General features: G+C 64.3%; 18 protein-coding genes and 1 tRNA gene. 3 read left to right on the top strand and 16 right to left on the bottom strand.

Going from position 1 to position 19,274, the window contains the following annotated elements:
- Positions 1 to 44 precede the first annotated feature (44 nt).
- The 4 genes from tig to AC1RRT_RS16305 all read right to left on the bottom strand — a co-directional run bounded on the left by tig (position 45) and on the right by AC1RRT_RS16305 (position 3,520).
- The gene (gene tig, locus AC1RRT_RS16320; protein WP_493014867.1) at positions 45 to 1,367 is read right to left on the bottom strand and encodes a trigger factor; all 1,323 of its coding nucleotides are present in this window, start codon (positions 1,365 to 1,367) and stop codon (positions 45 to 47) included.
- A gap of 54 nt (positions 1,368 to 1,421) precedes the next feature.
- Positions 1,422 to 1,506, bottom strand: a tRNA-Leu gene (locus tag AC1RRT_RS16315).
- Positions 1,507 to 1,686: 180 nt separating this feature from the next.
- Positions 1,687 to 2,706, bottom strand: coding sequence for a calcium-binding protein (locus AC1RRT_RS16310; RefSeq protein WP_493014866.1), 1,020 nt, complete (start codon positions 2,704 to 2,706; stop codon positions 1,687 to 1,689).
- A gap of 106 nt (positions 2,707 to 2,812) precedes the next feature.
- Positions 2,813 to 3,520, bottom strand: a complete 708-nt coding sequence (locus AC1RRT_RS16305) for a hypothetical protein (RefSeq protein WP_493014864.1) — start codon at positions 3,518 to 3,520, stop codon at positions 2,813 to 2,815.
- Positions 3,521 to 3,807: 287 nt separating this feature from the next.
- On the opposite strand from AC1RRT_RS16305, the gene AC1RRT_RS16300 reads away from it, so the two are divergent.
- Complete coding sequence (locus AC1RRT_RS16300) at positions 3,808 to 5,076, top strand: SulP family inorganic anion transporter (protein WP_493014863.1); 1,269 nt, start codon at positions 3,808 to 3,810, stop codon at positions 5,074 to 5,076.
- On the opposite strand, the gene AC1RRT_RS16295 is transcribed toward AC1RRT_RS16300, so the two are convergent.
- Genes AC1RRT_RS16295 through AC1RRT_RS16280 form a run of 4 tightly spaced genes read right to left on the bottom strand, consistent with a single transcriptional unit; the run spans position 5,042 to position 10,091 of the window.
- Complete coding sequence (locus AC1RRT_RS16295) at positions 5,042 to 6,508, bottom strand: NAD(P)H-hydrate dehydratase (protein ID WP_493014862.1); 1,467 nt, start codon at positions 6,506 to 6,508, stop codon at positions 5,042 to 5,044. The two genes, AC1RRT_RS16300 and AC1RRT_RS16295, sit on opposite strands and share 35 nt — an antisense overlap.
- A gap of 12 nt (positions 6,509 to 6,520) precedes the next feature.
- Positions 6,521 to 7,924, bottom strand: coding sequence for an amidase (locus tag AC1RRT_RS16290; RefSeq protein WP_493014861.1), 1,404 nt, complete (start codon positions 7,922 to 7,924; stop codon positions 6,521 to 6,523).
- A complete protein-coding gene (locus AC1RRT_RS16285; RefSeq protein WP_493014860.1) occupies positions 7,924 to 9,318 on the bottom strand; it encodes a cytochrome P450 in 1,395 nt (464 codons plus the stop codon). The genes AC1RRT_RS16290 and AC1RRT_RS16285 overlap by 1 nt, the downstream gene beginning before the upstream one ends.
- Positions 9,319 to 9,320: 2 nt before the next feature.
- Complete coding sequence (locus AC1RRT_RS16280; protein WP_493014859.1) at positions 9,321 to 10,091, bottom strand: SDR family oxidoreductase; 771 nt, start codon at positions 10,089 to 10,091, stop codon at positions 9,321 to 9,323.
- 107 nt (positions 10,092 to 10,198) lie between these two features.
- On the opposite strand from AC1RRT_RS16280, the gene AC1RRT_RS16275 reads away from it, so the two are divergent.
- Positions 10,199 to 11,251 carry an alcohol dehydrogenase gene (locus tag AC1RRT_RS16275; RefSeq protein ID WP_493014858.1) on the top strand — a complete coding sequence of 351 codons (1,053 nt, stop codon included), beginning with the start codon at positions 10,199 to 10,201 and terminating at the stop codon, positions 11,249 to 11,251.
- Here AC1RRT_RS16275 and AC1RRT_RS16270 read toward each other — a convergent pair.
- Both AC1RRT_RS16270 and AC1RRT_RS16265 read right to left on the bottom strand, forming a co-directional pair.
- Positions 11,242 to 11,640, bottom strand: a complete 399-nt coding sequence (locus AC1RRT_RS16270) for a bleomycin resistance protein (protein WP_493014857.1) — start codon at positions 11,638 to 11,640, stop codon at positions 11,242 to 11,244. The genes AC1RRT_RS16275 and AC1RRT_RS16270 overlap by 10 nt on opposite strands.
- A 49-nt stretch (positions 11,641 to 11,689) precedes the next feature.
- Positions 11,690 to 12,784, bottom strand: a complete 1,095-nt coding sequence (locus tag AC1RRT_RS16265; protein ID WP_493014856.1) for an FIST signal transduction protein — start codon at positions 12,782 to 12,784, stop codon at positions 11,690 to 11,692.
- A 99-nt stretch (positions 12,785 to 12,883) separates the two neighbouring features.
- Here AC1RRT_RS16265 and AC1RRT_RS16260 point away from each other — a divergent pair, with 99 nt between their 5' ends.
- Positions 12,884 to 13,339, top strand: a complete 456-nt coding sequence (locus tag AC1RRT_RS16260) for a DUF2147 domain-containing protein (protein ID WP_493014855.1) — start codon at positions 12,884 to 12,886, stop codon at positions 13,337 to 13,339.
- Here the strand turns inward: AC1RRT_RS16260 and AC1RRT_RS16255 are convergent.
- Genes AC1RRT_RS16255 through AC1RRT_RS16230 form a run of 6 tightly spaced genes read right to left on the bottom strand, consistent with a single transcriptional unit; the run spans position 13,336 to position 19,009 of the window.
- Positions 13,336 to 14,079, bottom strand: coding sequence for an aspartate/glutamate racemase family protein (locus AC1RRT_RS16255; protein WP_493014854.1), 744 nt, complete (start codon positions 14,077 to 14,079; stop codon positions 13,336 to 13,338). The two genes, AC1RRT_RS16260 and AC1RRT_RS16255, sit on opposite strands and share 4 nt — an antisense overlap.
- On the bottom strand, positions 14,079 to 14,915 hold the full coding sequence (locus tag AC1RRT_RS16250; RefSeq protein ID WP_493014853.1) for a GNAT family N-acetyltransferase: 837 nt from the start codon (positions 14,913 to 14,915) through the stop codon (positions 14,079 to 14,081). The genes AC1RRT_RS16255 and AC1RRT_RS16250 overlap by 1 nt, the downstream gene beginning before the upstream one ends.
- Positions 14,905 to 15,747 (bottom strand): ABC transporter permease, encoded by an 843-nt coding sequence (locus tag AC1RRT_RS16245; protein ID WP_493014852.1) that lies wholly within the window; start codon positions 15,745 to 15,747, stop codon positions 14,905 to 14,907. The genes AC1RRT_RS16250 and AC1RRT_RS16245 overlap by 11 nt, the downstream gene beginning before the upstream one ends.
- 2 nt (positions 15,748 to 15,749) lie before the next feature.
- Positions 15,750 to 16,601, bottom strand: a complete 852-nt coding sequence (locus tag AC1RRT_RS16240) for an ABC transporter permease (protein WP_493014851.1) — start codon at positions 16,599 to 16,601, stop codon at positions 15,750 to 15,752.
- 54 nt (positions 16,602 to 16,655) lie between these two features.
- On the bottom strand, positions 16,656 to 17,960 hold the full coding sequence (locus AC1RRT_RS16235) for an ABC transporter substrate-binding protein (protein ID WP_493014850.1): 1,305 nt from the start codon (positions 17,958 to 17,960) through the stop codon (positions 16,656 to 16,658).
- Between the two features lie 38 nt (positions 17,961 to 17,998).
- Complete coding sequence (locus AC1RRT_RS16230; protein ID WP_493014849.1) at positions 17,999 to 19,009, bottom strand: ABC transporter ATP-binding protein; 1,011 nt, start codon at positions 19,007 to 19,009, stop codon at positions 17,999 to 18,001.
- Positions 19,010 to 19,274 lie beyond the last annotated feature (265 nt).

Raw genomic sequence — 19,274 nt, 5'->3', positions numbered from 1 at the left:
GGCAAGCCCGGCGTTTTCCTCAGTCCGACAATGGGATCGGGCGATCAGGCGACCGCCTCGACCTCCTTCTGCAGCTCTTCCTTGGTGACCGGCTTGTCGGTCACGGTGGCCATCTCGAGGATGAAATCGACCACCTTGTCCTCGAAGATCGGGGCGCGCAGGCTGTTGGCGGCCTCCGGGTTCTTCTGGAAGTATTCCATCACCTGACGCTCCTGGCCCGGGAACCGGCGGGCCTGCTCGATCATGGCGCGGGTGACTTCTTCCGGCTTCACTTCAATATTGTTGGCGCGACCGACTTCCGACAGCAGCAGGCCGAGGCGGATGCGACGCTCGGCGATCTTGCGATACTCGCCCTTCAGCTCGTCCTCGGTCTTCTTCTCTTCGGCCAGCTCGGCTTCGAGACGGGCCTTGTCGGCGCTGATCTCGCCCCAGATCTGCTGGAACTCCATGTCGACCATGCCGTCCGGCACCTCGAAGCTGTTCTGCTCGGCCAGCTGATCCAGCAGGCCGCGCTTCAGCTTCATGCGCGACAGGCTCTTGTATTCCTGGCCCAGGTCGCGCTTCACGTTGTCCTTCAGCTCCTGCAGCGACTGCAGGCCGAAGCGCTTGGCCATCTCGTCATCCAGCACGACCGCCTGGCCGCCGCGGACTTCCTTCATGGTGCAGGCGAATTCCGCCGGCTTGCCGGCGAGTTCGGCATTGCCGTAATTCTCCGGGAAGGTGACGGTGACGGTCTTGGCGTCGCCGGCCTTCAGGCCGATCAGCTGCTCTTCAAAGCCCGGGATGAAGGTCTTGGAACCCAGCACCAGCGGATAATCGGTGGCGGTGCCGCCATCGAACTTCACGCCATCGACGCTGCCCGAGAAATCGATCACGACCTGGTCGCCGTCAGCCGAGGCGCGCTCGACCTTTTCATAGGTCTTCTGCTGCTCCGACAGGCGCTTCAGGAACTCGTCCACCTCGGACTCGGCCGGCTCGACGACCAGACGTTCCAGCTTGATGCTCTTGTAGTCACCAGCCGGGATTTCCGGCAGCACTTCGATGGCGATGGTGCACTCGAAATCCTTGCCCTCTTCGAAGGACTGGATATCGACCTTGGGCTGCAGCGCCGGACGCAGGTTCTTCTCTTCCAGCGTCTTCTGCAGGGCGTTGTTCACCGACTCTTCCATCGCCTCGCCCAGCAGGGCGCGACCATACTGCTTCTTCACCAGCGCGGCGGGCGCCTTGCCCGGACGGAAGCCCGGCATGTTGACCTGGCCGCGAATGGTTTCCAGCTTCTGGTTGACGGTGCTTTCCAGCGCGGCGGCGTTGATAACCACCTTGTATTCGCGCTTCAGGCCGGAGGCGCTGATTTCCGTGATCTGCATGACCGAATTACCTGTCTCTATCTTAAGAATATCGTGGTGCCAGCGGCGGGGAGCTGGTGCGGGCGGAGGGACTTGAACCCACACGCCTTGCGGCACAGGAACCTAAATCCTGCGTGTCTACCAGTTCCACCACGCCCGCGACCCGCACCGGGGCCGGCGCGAAGGCGCAGTCTATAGCACGGTCAAAACGGCCGCGCGAGGCTTTTGGGCGGTTTTCCGCAAGCGCCGGGATAGGGCGGAAATACCTGAGAAACCAGCGTTTTCCCAAAAGAAAAGCCCGGCCTCACGGCCGGGCTTCCCGAAGGCGATGTGAGACGGCTCAGACTGCCGCCGCAAGAACCACAGACTGGGCGTCCAGGTCGCTGAACAGACCGCTGCCCTCGCCCATACCCTGGGGCGCATAGCTGGCCATGGCATGCAGAAGACCCGTGATCGGCGCCGACCGGCCCTCGCTGGTGGCGATCCACTCGATCCGACTGCCGGCGGCGGCGAACTGGCCGGTGACCACGACGGCCAGACCGCTGGAATGCGTGATCCAGAGATCGTCGCCGATCCGACTCTGGACCAGGTCGGCAATCGAGATGCCGATGAAATCCAGGGTGTCATTGGCGTCATTGCCGATCTCATTCACGATCGCGCTGCCGGCGCCGGCCCGGAAGTGGTAGCTGTCGTTGCCAGTGCCGCCATACAGGGTATCGTTGCCGCCCTGGCCGAAGATGGCATCGTCGCCATCCTGCCCCCGGATGATGTTGTCACCGGTGCTGCCATACAGGCTGTCGCTCTGGAGCGAGCCGGTGACATTCTCGATGCCAATATAGGTATCGCCGGTCGCATCACCGCCGAAGCCGAAGCCGGCACCTAGATCGATGAAGACAGCGGCGGAACCTGCATAGTCGATGGTGTCGTTGCCAGAACCGCCGTTCAGAACGTCGCCGCCGGCGCCGCCGAGCAAGAGATCGTCGCCGCCGTTGCCGATAAGCGTGTCATTGCCGCTGCCGCCATAGAGACGGTTGGCGACATCGTTGCCGGTCAGCGTGTCGGCGTGGTTGCTGCCGAACAGGGTTTCGATGCCGGTATAACGGTCACCCTGCGCATAGCCACCCGAGCCGAAGCCGGTGCTGAGATTGGCATTCACGCCAGCGGTGGAATTCTGGTAGCTGACGCTGTCGAATTCCGTGGCCGTACCGGTGCCGACAAAATTCTCGGCGGCGGCCGTCGCAGTGTAGTTGCTGGCGATGAAAGCGTGGACGTCCGGGCTGTAATCCTGCCCGTCGTAAGCGGTTTCGCCCGCCCGCTTCGTGTTGCGGGTCCGGTTGGTGGCAGTATCGATATTTTGCATGGGTTCTCACATGTTGATTGGCTTTCTGCCTTGCTGTTGTAGCAAGCCAACCGACTTGTGAAACTTATCCAGCAGGATTACCGCTGCAGGGTTAGTGCATGCGATGTTACGCCGACTTCACCGGCTTCTTCGCCGTGCGCTGGTCGCACCGCTGCACCGCTTCGCGCTCAGCGAACCATTCCGCGTTGTAGCCGCAGTCCTTGAAGTCGTCATAGAACGGCCCGCCGATCGTGTAATGCAGGATCGCCGGATCTTTTGCCGGCGGATCGTAATCGACCAGATGGTTCCAGCGATGCGGCAGATCGCCGATCAGGTCGTCATTCTCCAGCCACTTGAACTGATGCAGCTGCAGGCCGGTCGCCGTGTTGACGTAATCAGGGGTCAGCGCCGTGCAGCGGGCGCAGTTGAACAGCATGACGCTGGACCAGTTCTTCTTCTCGTATTTGGTCTGCACCTTGTCGAGGAACTTCACATCCTCGGCCGGCACGTGGTTGTGCTTGACCACCTGCACGGCATAGCGCTCGTCGCGCAAAGCCCAGAGCTTGGCAATATCGTCGACGACGGCCATGTCGTCGTCCATGAAGATCGCCCAGCCCTCGAAACCGGCCAGATAGGGCGTCAGGAAGCGGGAGAAGGAGAAATCGGTCGACTGCATGGCATCATGCGGCCGCTTGTAGATGCCCTGCAGCTGGTTCAGCGCCAGATGGGTGATCGCCACCGGAGCCGAGCTGTGGCGAATGATGCTGTGAGCGGCCACGCTGGAGGCCACCGGAGCGGCTCTGCTGTAACCGATAAAAACGCGGATCATCGACATGGCTTCTCCACCGCGCGGGCCTTCTGACACCGCGTCTGAACTATAGCGGACCCTATCCGCCGACATCCCAAGGATGTCTTAAAACTCCCAGGGCCACCTTGATCCGGATCACTCGCAACGCTTCATTTTGGTTCATTTCTTTCTTTAGTTGTTTTTAATATTGCAATTACTCGTATACAGACGTGATAAACTCCCTTTCCGGGTCATGACTACGGTATTATAATACCGCACCCGACTCAAAGGCATGGTCATTGCAGATCGTGCGCCACAGCAGATCGTGCAGAGGCATGTTTGTACCGAAACTGATCACCTGCCTGCGCGAGGGCTATGGCCTCGCCAGCCTGCGCAAGGATGCGGTCAGCGGCCTGACGGTCGCCATCGTGGCGCTGCCGCTGGCGATGGCGATCGCCATCGCCTCGGGCACCACGCCCGACAAGGGGCTTTTCACCGCCGTCGTCGCCGGTTTCCTGATCTCGGCCCTGGGTGGCAGCCGCCACCAGATCGGCGGACCGACGGCCGCCTTCATCATCGTGGTCTACGGCGTGATCGAAAAGCATGGCTATGACGGCCTGCTGATCGCGACACTGATGGCTGGCGCCATGCTGGTGCTGCTGGGCGCGTTGCGGCTTGGCAGCCTGATCCGCTTCATCCCGCATCCGGTCATTACGGGTTTTACAGCCGGCATCGCGCTGACCATCCTGTCGACCCAGATCAAGGACTTCTTCGGGCTGGAGATGGCGAAGCTGCCGGCCGCCTTCCTCGACAAATGGCATGACTACGCGCAGGCCGCACCCAGCATCCACGGCCCCAGCACCGCCATCGCATTGCTGACCCTGGGCATCATCATCGGCTTGCGCCGTTGGAAGCCTACCTGGCCCGGCCTGCTGATCGCCATCGTGATTGCCACGCTGCTGGCGTTGCTGCTGCCGCTGTCCGTCGAGACGATTGCTGGCCGCTTCGGCGCACTACCCCATCACCTGCCCCTGCCGAAGTTGCCCGACGGTATCACCGTCGAGCGCCTGATCGACCTGCTACCCAGCGCCATAACCATCGCATTGCTCGCCGGCATCGAGAGCCTGCTGAGCTGCGTGATCGCCGATGCGCTGAGCGGCACACGGCACCGCTCGAATATCGAGCTGATCGGCCAGGGCATCGCCAATGTCGCCAGCGCGCTGTTCGGCGGCCTGCCGGCGACCGGCGCGCTGGCGCGCACCGCGACCAACATCCGGGCCGGTGCGCTGACTCCGATATCGGGCATGCTGCATGCCCTGTTCCTGCTGCTGTTCATGTGGCTGCTGGCGTCGCTCGCCGGCATGGTGCCGCTGGCGGCGCTGGCCGGCGTGCTGGTGATCGTAGCCTGGAACATGAGCGAGCATGAGAAGCTGCGGCATTTCTTCGCCATGCCGCGCGGCGATCAGCTTGTTCTGGCCGTCACTTTTATCCTGACCGTGCTGATCGACATCACCGTGGCGCTGCTGGCCGGCGTGGCGCTGGCCGTGCTGTTGCAGTTGCTGGCGAAAATTATGCGCCGCGCAAACCCGCCAAAGGTTTCCTGACCGCATCGGGCAGGTCATCGGCGATCAGGCCCGCGCCGACTTCAGTTGCCGCCGCGCCATGCAGCCAGACGGCGGCGCAAGCGGCATCGAAGACATTCATACCCTGCGCAAGCAGGCCGGCGCAGAAACCGGCCAGCACATCCCCTGCACCTGCGGTGGCAAGGTCCGGCGGCGCATTGGCATTGATCGCCGCACGACCATCGGGATCAGCGATCACCGTATCGGCGCCTTTCAGCACGATCACCGCGCCGCTTCTGTCCGCCGCCGCACGGGCGCGGTCCAGCCTGGGGCGTTTCACCAGGTCAGGGAACAGGCGCGCGAACTCGCCGTCATGCGGCGTCAGGATCGCAGTCCCGCTTTTCATCGCCTTGAACAGAATCTTCGGATCATCGGCAAAGGCGCCGAGCGCATCGGCATCCAGCACGACTTTGCGCCTGGTCGCCAGTGCATCCAGCACGGCGCTGCGTGTGGCATCCGACATACCGTTGCCGGGGCCGAGCAGCAGCGCGTTGCGCCGTTCATCCTGCAAAGCCGCGCGCCAGTCGGGAATGCCTTCGCAGGGTAATCGCATCAGCGCATCCGGTCGGCCGCCTTGCAGCAATGCCTCACGCGGCTGCGCCAGTGTCACCAGCCCCGCGCCGATGCGCAAAGCCGCATGACCAGCCAGACGCGCTGCGCCAGCCAGACGGCCACCGCGGATCAACACATGGCCACGCGCGAATTTATGGCCGTCGATGCGCGGCACCGGCAGAGCTGCCCGCCACAGCGCCGGATCGTTCTGCCATTGCTGGGGCCGGATCGCCTCCAGCACTGTAGCGGGAATGCCGATCTCTGCGACATGCACCATGCCGCAAAGCAGGCGGCCGGGCAGCAGTAGATGGCCGGGCTTCATCCGGAAGAAGGTGACCGTATGCGCGGCCCGAATGGCAACGCCGCGCACCTGACCGTCATCGCCATGCAGCCCGCTGGGCAGATCGACCGCAACAACCGGTTTGCCCGAGGCATTCACGGCTTCGATCAACGCCTTCGTCGCGCCATCCAGATCACGGCTGAGTCCCGCGCCGAACAGCGCGTCAACAATCACGCTGGTATTGGTGGCCAGACCCGGGATGGCCTGCAGCACCGGGCCGGTCCAGCGCTCTGCCGTCGTTGCGGCATCGCCCTTCAGGTCGGCGCGTTCGCCCAGCAGGCCGAGCGTAACCTCGCGCCCTGCATCCTGCAGCAGGCGCGCCGCCACGAAACCATCGCCGCCATTGTTGCCGGGGCCACACAGCACCAGCACACGGCCGGCGGGATACTGCCGCTGCACCACGCGGGCGACCGCCGCACCGGCCGCTTCCATCAGGGTCAGGCTGGATACACCCCCCGCGACGGCGAGCCGGTCGGCCTTGCCCATCTGCGTGACGCTCAGAAGAACAGTGTTGTCGCTCATGCCCAATCCATATCAGGCAATCGGCGGACGTCTGGTGTGCCAGTCGGTGGCGGCCTCGTAGGCGGCCGCGCCGCGCAGCACCAGATCGTCGCGATGCATCGGGCCGACCAGCTGCAGGCCGATCGGCAGGCCGAGTTTCGAGAAGCCGCAGGGGATCGAGATTGCCGGCTGCTGCGTCAGGTTGAAGGGATAGGTGAATGGCGTCCAGGCCGTCCAGTAGGCATCGCCCATGCTTTCGGGCGCGAGCCGGCCGGCGGTGAAAGGCAGCACGGCGAGGCTGGGCGTCAGCAGCAGGTCATACTCCTCGTGGAACTGCTTCATCTGCACCCCGAGCTTGCCGCGCGCATTCATGGCGGCGAGATATTGCGGCATGGTGATGGCCGCGCCGCGCTCATAGGTTTTCGCGAGACCCGGATCGATCAACGCGAATTTCTCCTTTGGCAGAGCCGACAGCGCATTGAAGGCGCCGGTGAACCAGTGCGCATGAAATATCTCGACCGGATCGTCGAAGCCCGGATCGGTTTCCTCGACGATGGCGCCAAGACTGACAAACAGGTCAGCCGCCTTCTCCACCGCCGCTGCGATCTCTGGGTCGACCCTGGCGAAGCCGAGCGCCGGGCTGTAGGCGATTTTCAGGCCCTTCAAGCCCATGTTGAGGTTGGCGGTGTAATCCACATCCTGCCAGGGCAACGCGAACCAGTCGCGCGCATCGGGGCGCGCCATCTCGCGCAGCATCAGCGCCGCATCGCGCACGGTCTTGGTCATCGGGCCCAGATGCGCCACCGTGCCGAAGGGGCTGAGCGGCGCGGCAGGGACGCGGCCGAAACTGGGCTTGAGGCCGACGATGCCGGTGAAACCGGCGGGGATACGGATCGAGCCGCCGCCATCGGTGCCGACCGCGAGCGCGCCCAGGCCGGCCGCCACCTGCGCCGATGCGCCGCCCGACGACCCGCCCGGCGTGGTGTTCACATCCCATGGATTGCGAGTGATGCCGGTGCGCGGCGAATCCGTCACGCCCTTCCAGCCGAACTCCGGCGATGTGGTCTTGCCCAGGATGACGCAGCCGGCTTCGCGCAGGCGCGCTGTCACCGGGGCGTCTTCGTTCCAGTCCTGCTTTTCATCCACGGTCTTCGAGCCGCGCAGCGTCGGCCAGCCTTTGGTGAGAATGATGTCCTTGATCGAGGCCGGCACGCCGTCGATGGGGCTGAGCGGCGTGCCGGCGCGCCAGCGCGCCTCCGAAGCCTTGGCGTCGCGCAACGCGGCATCCGCATCGATCAGGTTATAGGCGTTGATCTTTGGATTGATAGCAGCGGCACGCATCAGCACCGCCTGCGTCACTTCCACCGGTGACAGCCGACCGTCGCGATAGGCGTCCACCAGATCGCTGGCGGGAAGATAGCAAAGATCGGCACTCATCATCGGTGTCCTGTTGCTCTGGGGTCGACAATCATCGGCAGGTCGGGCGACGGCCGCAGCGTGATGCGGGCGACCGGCATCACCTCTGCGCCCGGCTGCAAGCGCACCCGCAGCCTTTGCGCCAGCGTCGCCAGGATCAGCACTGCCTCGATCATGGCAAAGCCCTGCCCGATGCAGATCCGGGGCCCGGCGCCAAACGGCAGATAAGTATAGCGCTGGCGCTGCGCGCTGCGGTCGGGCGAAAAGTTCTCGGGATCGAAAGCGTCCGGGTTCTGCCAATAGAGCCTGTGCCGGTGCATCAGCCAGGGCGACACCACCACGATGGTGCCCGGCACAATCGCCAGGTCACCGAAGCGGTCCGCCGCGATCGCCTGCCGCGCGGTGGTATGCGCGGGCGGATAGAGGCGCATCGCCTCCTCGATCACCATGCGCGTATAGACCAGCTTGTCGTAATCGGCAGCCGTCGCCGCGCGCCCACCCAGCACGGCATCGAGCTCGGCCAGCAGCTTCGTCTCAACCGCCGGCGCCTGACTCAGCAGATACCAGGTCCAGGCCAACGCGGTGGCGGTGGTTTCATGGCCGGCGAGGAAGAACGTCGCCATCTGGTCGCGCACCTCGCGGTCATCCAGCCGTGTCGCGTCGTCATCCTCAGCGGCGAGCAGCAGCCCGAGCAGATCCTGCCCCAGATCGCCGCCGGCCGCGGCGGCATCGCGGCGGCGGCGGATCAGGTCGCGAATGATGCGGTCCATATCCGCCAGGGCGCGCTCGCCCTGCGCGGCATCGGGGCGCGGCACCCAGCGCGGCAGGCCGAGCAGATCGGGGATATTGGGCCGCACGCTGGCCTGATAGCGGTCCATCGCCGCGCCCACCGCCGAGACATCGGTGGCCGGATCGGCACCGAACATGGTCTGCGCGATGATATCGAGCGTCAGCAGCATCATCTGCTCGGCCATGTCGACAACTGTGCCCGCCGGCCGCTGCAGCAGCCGGTCGGCCAGCGCCTGCGACTGCGCTGTCATGATATCGGCAAAACCGGCCAGCCGGCGCGGCTGGAAGATCGGCGCCATCATGCGGCGCTGGCGCTTCCAATCGGCACCCTCGCTGGTCAGCAGCCCCTTGCCCAGGCCCGGCTCCAGCATGCGCTTGCCCACCGGATCGCGCGCGTAATTCTCGGCGTTGTCGAGCATGACATGGCGGATCAGGCCGGGATGGTTGGCCAGCACCATCGGCTTGAACAGGATGCGGTAGGACAGGATGTCGCGTTCGAAAGCCTGCTGCGTATAGGTGCTGACCGCGTTGTTGCGGAAATTACGGATGAAGGTCAGCAGCGGCAGCCGCGCCGGATGGCGCGGGGGATGCACCGGAATGAAGGGCGTGGTTCCGGCGGCGGCCATGATCAGATCGTGGTGGTCATGCCGCCATCGACGGCGAGCAGGTGCCCGTTGACGTAGGATGCAGCGGGCGATGCAAGAAACAGCGCGGCGCCGGCCAGTTCCTCGGGCTTGCCCCAGCGCCGCAGCGGCGTACGGTCATTGACGAATTTCACGAACTCGGCGTTCTTCATCAGCTCAAGGTTCAGTTCGGTCTCAAAGTAACCTGGCGCGATGGCGTTGCAGGTGACGCCCGAGGGGCCGAGTTCGGCGGCGAAGGATTTGGTCAGGCCGAGGATGCCGTGCTTGGCGGCGCTGTAGGCCGGGATGCTGGCGCGCCCCTTGATCGAGAGCACCGAGCCGATATTGATGATGCGGCCATAGCCGCGCTTCGCCATGGCAAGGCCGGCCGTGCGCGACAGGGCAAAGGCTGCGGTCAGATCGACCTCCAGCACCTGACGCCAGTCATCCAGGGTGAAATCGCCCAGCGGCTTGCGAATGTTGATGCCGGCATTGTTGACCAGGATGTCGAGCTTGCCATGGGTCTTCTCGATGGCGGCAATCGCCGCCGCGCCGGCCGGGATATCGGCGACATCGAAGGCGGCGACATCGACCAGGCCATGAGGCCGCACGGTTTCCGCAGCGGCCAGAAGCGTTTCCATATGGCGGCCATTCAGGATCACCATCGCGCCCGCCTCGGCGAACAGCTTGGCGAATTCGAGACCGAAGCCCCGGGATGCACCGGTGATCAGGGCGACCTGCCCGGTGAGATCGAACAGACGTTGCAGCATGGCCATGGCTGTCTTTTCCCATGAAGGTTCAGTCTGCGAAGTTTACCGGTTTGAACGCTGGACACCAGCCTGCCGGGCTTCCTACCATTCATCCAAACATCAGGAGGACGCCCATGCTGCGCTGCTACCAGGTGGCCGAGTTCGGCAAACCCCTCGCCCTGGCTGAAAAGCCCCTGCCCCAGCCGACGGGCAAGCAGGTTCTGGTCAAGGTCGAGCGCTGCGGCGTCTGCCACAGCGACCTGCATATCTGGGACGGCTATTTCGATCTGGGCAACGGCAAGCGCGTGGTCGCCGCCGCCAACGGCGCGGCCCTGCCGATGACACTGGGCCATGAGATCGTCGGCACCGTGGTGGCGGCGGGACCCGAAGCCGGACTGAAGCCCGGCGACCGCAAGCTGGTATTCCCCTGGATCGGCTGCGGCACCTGCCCGCCCTGCCAGGACGGCAACGAACATCTCTGCGCCGGCGCGGCCAAGGCGATCGGCATTTTCATCGACGGCGGCTATGCCAGCCATGTGCTTGTGCCGGATGCGCAATACCTGCTGGATATCGGCAGTCTGGAACCGGGCCTGGCCGCGACCTATGCCTGCTCCGGCCTCACGGCCTATTCGGCGCTGAAAAAGATCGGGCCTTTGTCGGATGGCCATACGCTGCTGATCGTCGGCGCCGGCGGCGTCGGACTGAATGCCGTGGCGATGGCCAAGGCCGTGACCGGCCAGGCGCCGGTGGTGGCCGATCTTGATCCGGCAAAAAGGGAAGCCGCGCTGAAGCTGGGCGCCAAGGACGTCATCGATCCGCGCGCCGATGGCGCCCTGAAGGCATTGCTGAAAGCCACCGGCGGTGTGATGGGCGCCATCGATTTCGCCGGCTCAGGCCCGAGCTTCGAGTTCGCATACAACGCCTTGAGAAAAGGCGGCCATCTGGTCACCGTCGGCCTGCTTGGCGGCGCGGCCACGCTGTCGATCGGCATTCATGTGATGAAGGGGCTGCGGGTCAGCGGCAGTTATGTCGGCAGCCTGCAGGAGATGCGCGAACTGCTGGCGCTGGCGCAGACGACCAAACTGCCGGCCCTGCCGATTGCCGTGGCGCCTTTAAGCGATGCAACGGCCTCGCTGGAAAAGCTGAAGGCCGGTCAGGTGATCGGCCGCATTGTGCTTCAGCCCTGACGCTCGCCGATATTTTCCGCCAGCATGATCAGATAACCATCTGGGTCCTGGACGAAGACCTCGCGCTGCCCCGCCTCACGGTCACCGACGCGACGCCAGACCTCGCGCGGACCGCTGTGCAGCGGCCACGGCATTGCGGACAAGCCAGCCAGCACCGGATCGAGGCGGTCGAGATAGACCTGGAACATCACGCCGCGCCCATAGGGTGGTTCCAGCAGACCGGTTTCCCAGTTGCCGCTACGCTGGCAGAGCATGATCTGTGCGCCATCGGGATGTTCGAGATAGGCGAACTGCTGCTCCAGCCGCTGATAGGCAATGCCGAAGCCAAGACCATCGCACCAGAAGCGCAGGCTGGCGGAAAAGTCCCTGACCAGAATTTCCGGGACCATCCTAGCCCAGCCGCTACGCGGCGGTCCTTCGGGTATTACAGCCACGGCGTCAGAGGAAGAGCGCGAGCACGCCGGTATAGCCGTAGAGCCGGGCCTGGGCGATCTCACCGCCGCAATACATGCCGACCAGCGGCAGATCGGGGAAGACGGTGCGGATGCGCGTCAGTTCGCTCGGATTCTGCACGAACTGGTCCTGGCAGCGCGCCATGCAGGAATACCACAGCGCGCCACGCGGCACGCGGTCGCCGCAGCGGCGCTTGAGGTCGGTGAGCATGCGGTCCATGTCGCGCCCGGCAGAGTCGATGTCGCGGCGGCAGAAGAAGATCTGGTCGCCCTCCTCCACCATCGCGCCGATGGCAAGGCCGCCGGCCTGCGGATCGATGCCGATGATGTTGCGCACCAGATAGTCCGGACGATCGGCGCCGCTGATCGGCAGGCCGACCATCAGGCCGCTGGAGAGCTTGCGCAGGTCGGTCAGCGACTGCACCGCGAAACTGTCGCGCAGCACGTCATAGGCCGGCTTGGAATCGAGTTCGAGAACCACGTTGCCATCGGCGGCCGTGATCTGGTGCACGTCGCCGATCTGCGTGCAGCCCTGGGTCAGTCCGGTGAGCACCGGCTGCGCATCGGAGAACACGAGCCCCGACATGCCGCCTTCGATGGCGCCACCGGCCCATTGCGGACGCGGGCCGCGCGCCGCGATCAGCCCGCCGATCAGATAGGCGCCGCAAGCTTCGGCGAAATCCTCGATCAACTCGGGCAGCGCCGGCACCTGCGGATCGGCATGCACGATGCCGAGCCAGCCCTGCGGCCGTTCGGTCGGGCGCTTGAACAGCGTGGCGCTGCCTTCCGGCACCACGCCGATCAGGCAGGCGACGACCGGCTCGTCGCAGTATTCGGTATCGCCGGCGGCGATGCTGTAGCCGCAGGCGGCGATCATGGCGGAAATGCCGGTGGCTTCACTGAGGCGCTTGAGAATCTGCGGCAGGCGATCGGCCATGCGGTCGCTGACATAGACAAAGCCGACATTGGCGGCGTCCGACAGCGGCATCAGCTGCAGCAGGCAGCCATCGACGGCCATGCGCCAGTCTTCAGCGGCGCCGATGCCCAGACGGAATTGCGAGCCCGTGGTCTGTTCGCTCATGCCCAGCCTCCTGTCATGACGGTCAGAGTATAGTAGTCTGCCGGGGACCGGAATGGGTCAAACCGCCGGATGTGCAATTGTTCCGATGGGGTAACTGTCATGCTTCACAGCCTTCGCCTCGCTGCCCTGCTTATCACGGTCCTGACGCCCGTCTTCGCAGGTGCGGCCGACCTGACCAGTCCGGCGGGGCGTTGGAAGACCATCGATGACGAAAGCGGCCAGGCGCGCAGCATCGTCGAGATCATCGATACCGGCAGCGAGCTGCAGGGCCGCATCCTGCAGATCTTCTACCAGCCGGGCGACAAGATCGATCCGACTTGCGAACTGTGCGAAGGCGAGATGAGGGACAAGCCGGTGATCGGCATGACCTTCCTCTGGGGCCTGAAACGCGATGGCAGTGACTGGACCGGCGGCGGCGTACTCGATCCGAAGAATGGCAAGATCTACAACGCCAAGGTCAGCCTGACCGAAGGCGGCACCAGGCTGCGCATGCGCGGCTATATCGGCATGCCTTTGCTCGGCCGCACGCAGGTCTGGCTCCGCGAGCCAGACTAAATCCCGGAGAGATGTTTCGCCAGCGCCGGCGACAGCCCGGTGCTGGGCACGGGCGGCGGCAGCGCGAAGCTTCCCGCCGTCGCCTTGTCGAAGCCCGAAGCCGCAACGGCCTCGGCCATGCGCATGACGGCAATCGTGCTGTCGATCACCGGCACCGGCACGCGGTCGCGGATACGCGGCACCAGACCGGCCAGACCGGCGCCGCCGAGAATGACGTGATCGGCACCGTCTTTCGCCGCCGCGATGCAGGCCTCGGCCAACAGCGTCATCGCCGCATCGGGATCGCGCGCGATATCGCCGCCGGTGGGTGCGACGGTCTGGATCGAGGCCAGCCGTTCGGTCATCCCCCTGCTGGCGACAAACTCTTTCAGCATCGGCCCCCAGCGCTCACCGCCGGTGACGATGCCGAAGCGCTTGCCCAGGCTGGCGGCGAGCTGGATCGAGGCATCGGCCATGCCGATGACCGGCAGCGGACAGAGTTCGCGCAGGCCATCCAATCCCGGATCGCCGAAGCAAGCCAGAACCACCGCATCGAAGCTGCCATCATCCGCCTGAGCCCAGGCATCGAGCGCCGCATGGGCGGCGATGGCGTAGGAACTGCGGGTCGCCACGTAAGCGGCGCCAAAGCGTCCGGTGACACCGACCAGTTCCGTGGTCGGGGCGACGACCGTACGCGCCACATCCAGAACCTTGTCGGTCATGGCGGCGGTGGTGTTGGGGTTGATCAGCAGCAGTTTCATCAGCCAAGCTCGAATGTGGTGATGCCATACAGGCCGCCCATGTCGACCACAGGCGCCGGCCCTTTATACATGCGCGCGGTTTCGAAAGCAGGGGTGAGGCCAGCGGCCTCGGCCAGTTTCACCGCTGCGGGGTTGGTTTCGGGCACATCGAGAAAGACGGGCCCGACGCAGCCCGCGCAGAGTGCCGTGAACAGGCCTTCGGCAATCGCCGAAGTCTCGGCATAGAGCGGCCCGATCTTGTGGCCCTCGCGGCAGGGCCGGATGGTGCCAAGGCCGGTGAGCCGCCCGTCGGTGACGCTGACGAGGCTGCGATGGCCCGGCGCGGACAGCCAGCCCGAGAGAAAGCCGTCGCGCGCGGCCGGAAAAAACCGGCGATCATAGGCGGTCAGTTGATCGAAGCCGAGGCTGGCCGGATCGATGAAGCGCTGTGGCGCACCCGGCTTCGGCAGACCGCCATACCGGATATTGCGATGCGCCAGCGTGAAACCGGATTTGCGATAATTGCCCTGCTGCGCCAGAACGCCATCGAGGCCAACCACGCGATCACCCAGATGCGCAAGGCCGGCGTTCCACACCGCCATGCCTTTGCCCTTGCCGCGCCAGGCCGGCGCGGCAATGTAGAAACCGAGGAAGCCGTATGCGGCGCCATAGCGCACCACGGCGATGCAGGCGACCGGCTCGCCACCCTGCAGACCGACCAGGAAGCCTCCAGGGTCAGCGGCATGGAACAGGCCGGCATCGGCCAGGCCGGGATTCCAGCCTTCCTGCGCCGCCCAGTCGACCGCCATGTCGAGCTGGGTGCGGCTCATCACCCGGATGGAGAAGTCAGACGCCATGGCCCGCGTCGGAGCCATGACGGGCGCGACGGCGGCGCAGGATCGTCACCGTGCCGAGCGCCAGAATGATGATGAGGAAGGAAAAGCCGCTGGTCACCGTGCCAAGTGCGTAGAGGACCGGCGTGGTGACATTGGTGGTCATGGCATAGATTTCCAGCGGCAGCGTATTGTCGGTGCCCGCGGTCATCAGGCTGCGGGCGAATTCATCATAGGACAGCGTCAGGCCGAAGAGCGCAATGCCGATCAGGCTGGGCAGGATGATCGGGATCACCACATGGCGGATCACCTGCCAGGGCGTGGCGCCCAGGTCGCGCGCCGCTTCCTCGTAGGATTTGTTGAAGCGATTGAAGATCGCAAACATGATCAGCAGGCCGAATGGTAGCGTCCAGGTCAGATGCGCGGCAAGGCCGGAGGTGAACCATTTGGTGTCCCAGCCGAGGATGCGGAACTGCAGGCCGATACCGAGGCTGACCAGGATGGACGGCACAATCAGGCTGGCGATGGCCAGGTAGAAGACAAGGCCTGATCCGCGGAAGCGATGACGGAAGGCCAGGCCGCCAGCCAGCGCGATCACCACGGTCAGCAGCATGACGATCACGCCCAGCGCAAACGAGCGTGCGAAGCTGCCGGCGAAATCGCCGACCATCTGTTTTTCGGTGAGATTGCGGAACCAGTTCACCGACACGCCGCGCATCGGGAAGGTCAGGCCGCCCTCCGGCCCCTGGAAGGACAGGATGAAGATGGTCGACATCGGGCCATAGAGGAACAGCACGAAGAGGACGAAGAAGGCGCCCAGGATATAAAAGCTCTTGCCGCGCTTGCGATCCTGCATGGCTACAGCTCCTTGCGGATATCGACGATCCGCATCATGGCGGCCACCATCAGCAGCACGACGACCAGCAGGATCACCGCGTTGGCCGCCGCCGCCGGATACTGCAGCAGGGAAATCGCATTGGCCATCATCAGGCCGACCGAGGCACTCTGGCCGCCGCTCATGAAGCGCACGGTGACGAAATCCCCCATCACCAGGGTAACAACGAAGATAGACCCGATGGCAATGCCCGGCTTGCACAGCGGCAGGATCACATTGAGCAGCACCTGCCAGCCGCTGGCGCCGGCGTCATAGGCGGCCTCGAGCAGCGAACGGTCGATCCGCATCATCGAATTGAAGATCGGCACGATCATGAACAGGGTGTAGAGATGCACGAAGGCCAGCACCACGGCGAAATCGGAGAACAGCAGGAACTCCAGCGGCTCGTTCACAATGCCGGCGCCGATCAGGGCGGAATTGAGCAGCCCGTTGCGGCCAAGGAAGGGAATCCAGGAGATCATCCGGATGATGTTGGAGGTCAGGAACGGCACTGTGCAGATCAGGAAGCAGGCCGTCTGCCAGGTATCGCTGCGCACATGAAAGGCGAGGAAATAGGCGATGGTGAAGCCGATCGCCAGGGTCGCCACCCAGACGATGGCGGCATAGCGCAACGTGTTGAGATAGGTGCGCAGCGTGACCGGACTGCCCAGAAGTTCGGCGTAATTGGTCAGCACGAAATCGGGGATGATGCGCGCGAAGTCGTAGTCCCAGAAGCTGACCACCGCGATGGTCAGAATCGGCACGACCAGGAAGGCACCGAAGACGAAAGCCAGCGGCGCGACCTGTAGATAGGGAATGTAGTTGATGCGCTTCATGGAAGCGCCGCGCAGGCCGGGATTTCTTCCGGCCTGCGCGGCGTGCCCTTCAGATCAGGCGGCGATGAACTCGTTCCATTTCTGAACCATGTAGCGGTCCTCGTCCATCACGGCATTCCAGCAGGCGACCTTGCCCATGCGGTCCTCGAAGGCGCCGCCGTCGCGCACCGCGCCAGCCTTTTCCAGAACCTTGCCTTCCGGACTCAGGATATCGGTCTTGGCCGGCTTGCCTTCCATCCAGAAGGCCCATTCATCCGCGCTCATATGCTGCTTGGCGGTATCCAGCACGGCGGAGTAATAGCCCTGGCGGTTCAGGTAGGCACCGACCCAGCCCGAGAGATACCAATTGATGTATTCATAGGCTGCATCCAGCTCCAGACCGCTCAGATGCTTGGCGATGCCTAGACCGCCGCCCCAGGCACGATAGCCTTCGGCCAACGGCTGATAGACGCAGGGAATGCCTTTCGACTTCACGGCGGTGACGGCCGGCGACCACATCGACTGGATGATCACCTCGCCCGAGGCCATCAGGTTGACCGACTCATCGAAGGTCTTCCAGAAAGCGCGGAACTGGCCGGCCTTCTTGGCGGCGGTCATGATCGAGATCGTCTTGTCGATCTCGGCCTTGGTCATGTTGCCCTTGTCGCCGTATTTGATCTCACCCATCGACTCACAGATCATCGCCGCATCCATGATACCGATAGACGGGATATTCAGGATCGACGCCTTGCCCTTGAACTTCGGGTCCATGATGTCTTTCCAGTTGGCGATCGGACGCCCCACCAGATCCGGGCGGATGCCCAGCGTGTCGGCGTTGTAGATCGTCGGGATCATGGTCATCCACTGGGTCTGCGACTTGGCGAACTTGGTGGAATCCTTGCCCTCGACGAAACCGACGCTGTGCGGCGCGGTGCCCTGCGCGATCACGCTGTCGGGCTTGAGCTTGCCGTTCAGGAACAGCGGCACGATCTTGTCGACATTCTTGATCTTGCTGGTATCCATCGGCTGCATCACACCGGCCGGGAACACCTTCTTGCAGATCCAGTATTCGATATCGGCGATATCGAAGGACTTGGGCTGGGTCACTGCGCGCTGCGCCACGGCATCGGAGTCCAGCGCCGTCATCTGGAGCGTGATGCCGGTATCAGCCTTGCACTTCTCGGCGATGGCATTGAGGTTGGACACGCCGGTGCCGAACTGGCGCAGCGTGACGTTCTTGATGTTCTGCGCCCAGATGGTGGGGAAACCGGTGATGGCGCCGCTACCGGCCGCCAGACCGATGCCGGCCGCCGCGCTTTTCAGAACCGTGCGGCGGTTCATGCCGCGCTTGCCTACGACGCCCTTATCATTCTTGGCCATATCGTCCTCCTCTGTTGTCATGCGGCCCCTGCCGCGAACTACTCTTGCAATACGTGAACCTTCTCCAGCGCCCAGGAGACCGCGACGCGGTCGCCCAGGGCGACCGGCGCGGCGAAGAACCGGCTTTCATCGACGGCGACCGAGAATTCGCCCTGGTCGACGCTGAAACCGGCCGCCGCTTCCGGGCTGATGCCGACATGGACCAGGCTGCCGAGATATTCGACGGCCCGCACCGTGCCGCCGAAGCCCGCCTCGCCCTGTCCCGGCGGCGCCAACGCGGCATGGTCGGCGCGCACCGAGATGCGGCGGTCGCCATCGGAGAGAATGTTATGGCCGCCGATGAAGCGGGCGACGAAGGGGGTGCGCGGACGGTTGAACACCTCGCGCGCGCTGGCGGCCTGTTCGATGCGGCCCTTGTTCATCACCACCACCAGATCAGCCAGCGCCATGGCTTCTTCCTGGCTGTGCGTGACATGGATGAAGCTGATGCCCAGCTCCTTCTGCAGCCGCTTGAGTTCTTCGCGCATGCGGGCGCGCAGGAAGGGATCGAGCGCCGACAGCGGTTCATCCAGCAGCAGGGCGGAAGGGCCGGTGATCAGGGCGCGCGCCAGGGCGATACGCTGCTGCTGCCCGCCCGATAGCTGCGCCGGCAGCCGGGCGGCATAGTCCTGCATATCGACCAGCCGCAGCAGCTCCATGGCTTTCGCCCGGCGCTCGGCCTTCTTCACGCCTTTCATCTTCAGGCTGAAGGCCACGTTGTCGACGCAGTCGAGATGGGGAAACAGCGCGTAGTTCTGGAACATCATCGCCGTGCCGCGCTGGGCCGGCGTCAGGTCGTTGATGACAGTGTTGCCCAGCAGGATGTCACCACTGCTGATATCCTCGTGGCCAGCGATCATGCGCAGCGTGCTGCTCTTGCCGCAGCCACTGGGGCCGAGCAGACAGCAATATGTGCCAGCGGGAATCTTGAGGCTGATCGAGTCGACAGCGACGGCGCTCCCATAGCGCTTCAGCACGGCTGCCAGTTCTATATCGCCCTTGTTCGCCATGACGTTGTCCGCAGCGGGTTCAGCGCGCGGATACGATGCAAGGCAGATGCCAGCGGCCAGGACCTAAGCTTTTGCCGCCAGCACCCCGACTGTATGCAATCCATGTATCCAGCCGCCCGCCAAAAGGCCGGCCAGCTGCTCAATATTTCGCCTTCGTGGGTGTTTTCGCTTCAGTTCCGGGACGGCAGGCCGGAGCGACCTGCACCAGAAGCCCGGACGCGGCCATGAAAAAGGCCGGCCTGACAGTTAAGTCATTGACCGGCCT

It is taken from the genome of Ferrovibrio sp. GW821-FHT12B10, from assembly GCF_058807515.1.
The sequence above is the reverse complement of the archived record's forward strand: the minus strand, read 5'-3'. Positions and strand labels throughout refer to the sequence as shown.

What these genes read in the sequence shown, in the direction of transcription:
- tig (WP_493014867.1), bottom strand. Translation starts at nt 1,367, where the DNA reads ATGCAGATCACGGAAATCAGCGCCTCCGGCCTGAAGCGCGAATACAAG.
- AC1RRT_RS16310 (WP_493014866.1), bottom strand. Translation starts at nt 2,706, where the DNA reads ATGCAAAATATCGATACTGCCACCAACCGGACCCGCAACACGAAGCGG.
- AC1RRT_RS16305 (WP_493014864.1), bottom strand. Translation starts at nt 3,520, where the DNA reads ATGTCGATGATCCGCGTTTTTATCGGTTACAGCAGAGCCGCTCCGGTG.
- AC1RRT_RS16300 (WP_493014863.1), top strand. Translation starts at nt 3,808, where the DNA reads ATGTTTGTACCGAAACTGATCACCTGCCTGCGCGAGGGCTATGGCCTC.
- AC1RRT_RS16295 (WP_493014862.1), bottom strand. Translation starts at nt 6,508, where the DNA reads ATGAGCGACAACACTGTTCTTCTGAGCGTCACGCAGATGGGCAAGGCC.
- AC1RRT_RS16290 (WP_493014861.1), bottom strand. Translation starts at nt 7,924, where the DNA reads ATGAGTGCCGATCTTTGCTATCTTCCCGCCAGCGATCTGGTGGACGCC.
- AC1RRT_RS16285 (WP_493014860.1), bottom strand. Translation starts at nt 9,318, where the DNA reads ATGGCCGCCGCCGGAACCACGCCCTTCATTCCGGTGCATCCCCCGCGC.
- AC1RRT_RS16280 (WP_493014859.1), bottom strand. Translation starts at nt 10,091, where the DNA reads ATGGCCATGCTGCAACGTCTGTTCGATCTCACCGGGCAGGTCGCCCTG.
- AC1RRT_RS16275 (WP_493014858.1), top strand. Translation starts at nt 10,199, where the DNA reads ATGCTGCGCTGCTACCAGGTGGCCGAGTTCGGCAAACCCCTCGCCCTG.
- AC1RRT_RS16270 (WP_493014857.1), bottom strand. Translation starts at nt 11,640, where the DNA reads ATGGTCCCGGAAATTCTGGTCAGGGACTTTTCCGCCAGCCTGCGCTTC.
- AC1RRT_RS16265 (WP_493014856.1), bottom strand. Translation starts at nt 12,784, where the DNA reads ATGAGCGAACAGACCACGGGCTCGCAATTCCGTCTGGGCATCGGCGCC.
- AC1RRT_RS16260 (WP_493014855.1), top strand. Translation starts at nt 12,884, where the DNA reads ATGCTTCACAGCCTTCGCCTCGCTGCCCTGCTTATCACGGTCCTGACG.
- AC1RRT_RS16255 (WP_493014854.1), bottom strand. Translation starts at nt 14,079, where the DNA reads ATGAAACTGCTGCTGATCAACCCCAACACCACCGCCGCCATGACCGAC.
- AC1RRT_RS16250 (WP_493014853.1), bottom strand. Translation starts at nt 14,915, where the DNA reads ATGGCGTCTGACTTCTCCATCCGGGTGATGAGCCGCACCCAGCTCGAC.
- AC1RRT_RS16245 (WP_493014852.1), bottom strand. Translation starts at nt 15,747, where the DNA reads ATGCAGGATCGCAAGCGCGGCAAGAGCTTTTATATCCTGGGCGCCTTC.
- AC1RRT_RS16240 (WP_493014851.1), bottom strand. Translation starts at nt 16,601, where the DNA reads ATGAAGCGCATCAACTACATTCCCTATCTACAGGTCGCGCCGCTGGCT.
- AC1RRT_RS16235 (WP_493014850.1), bottom strand. Translation starts at nt 17,960, where the DNA reads ATGGCCAAGAATGATAAGGGCGTCGTAGGCAAGCGCGGCATGAACCGC.
- AC1RRT_RS16230 (WP_493014849.1), bottom strand. Translation starts at nt 19,009, where the DNA reads ATGGCGAACAAGGGCGATATAGAACTGGCAGCCGTGCTGAAGCGCTAT.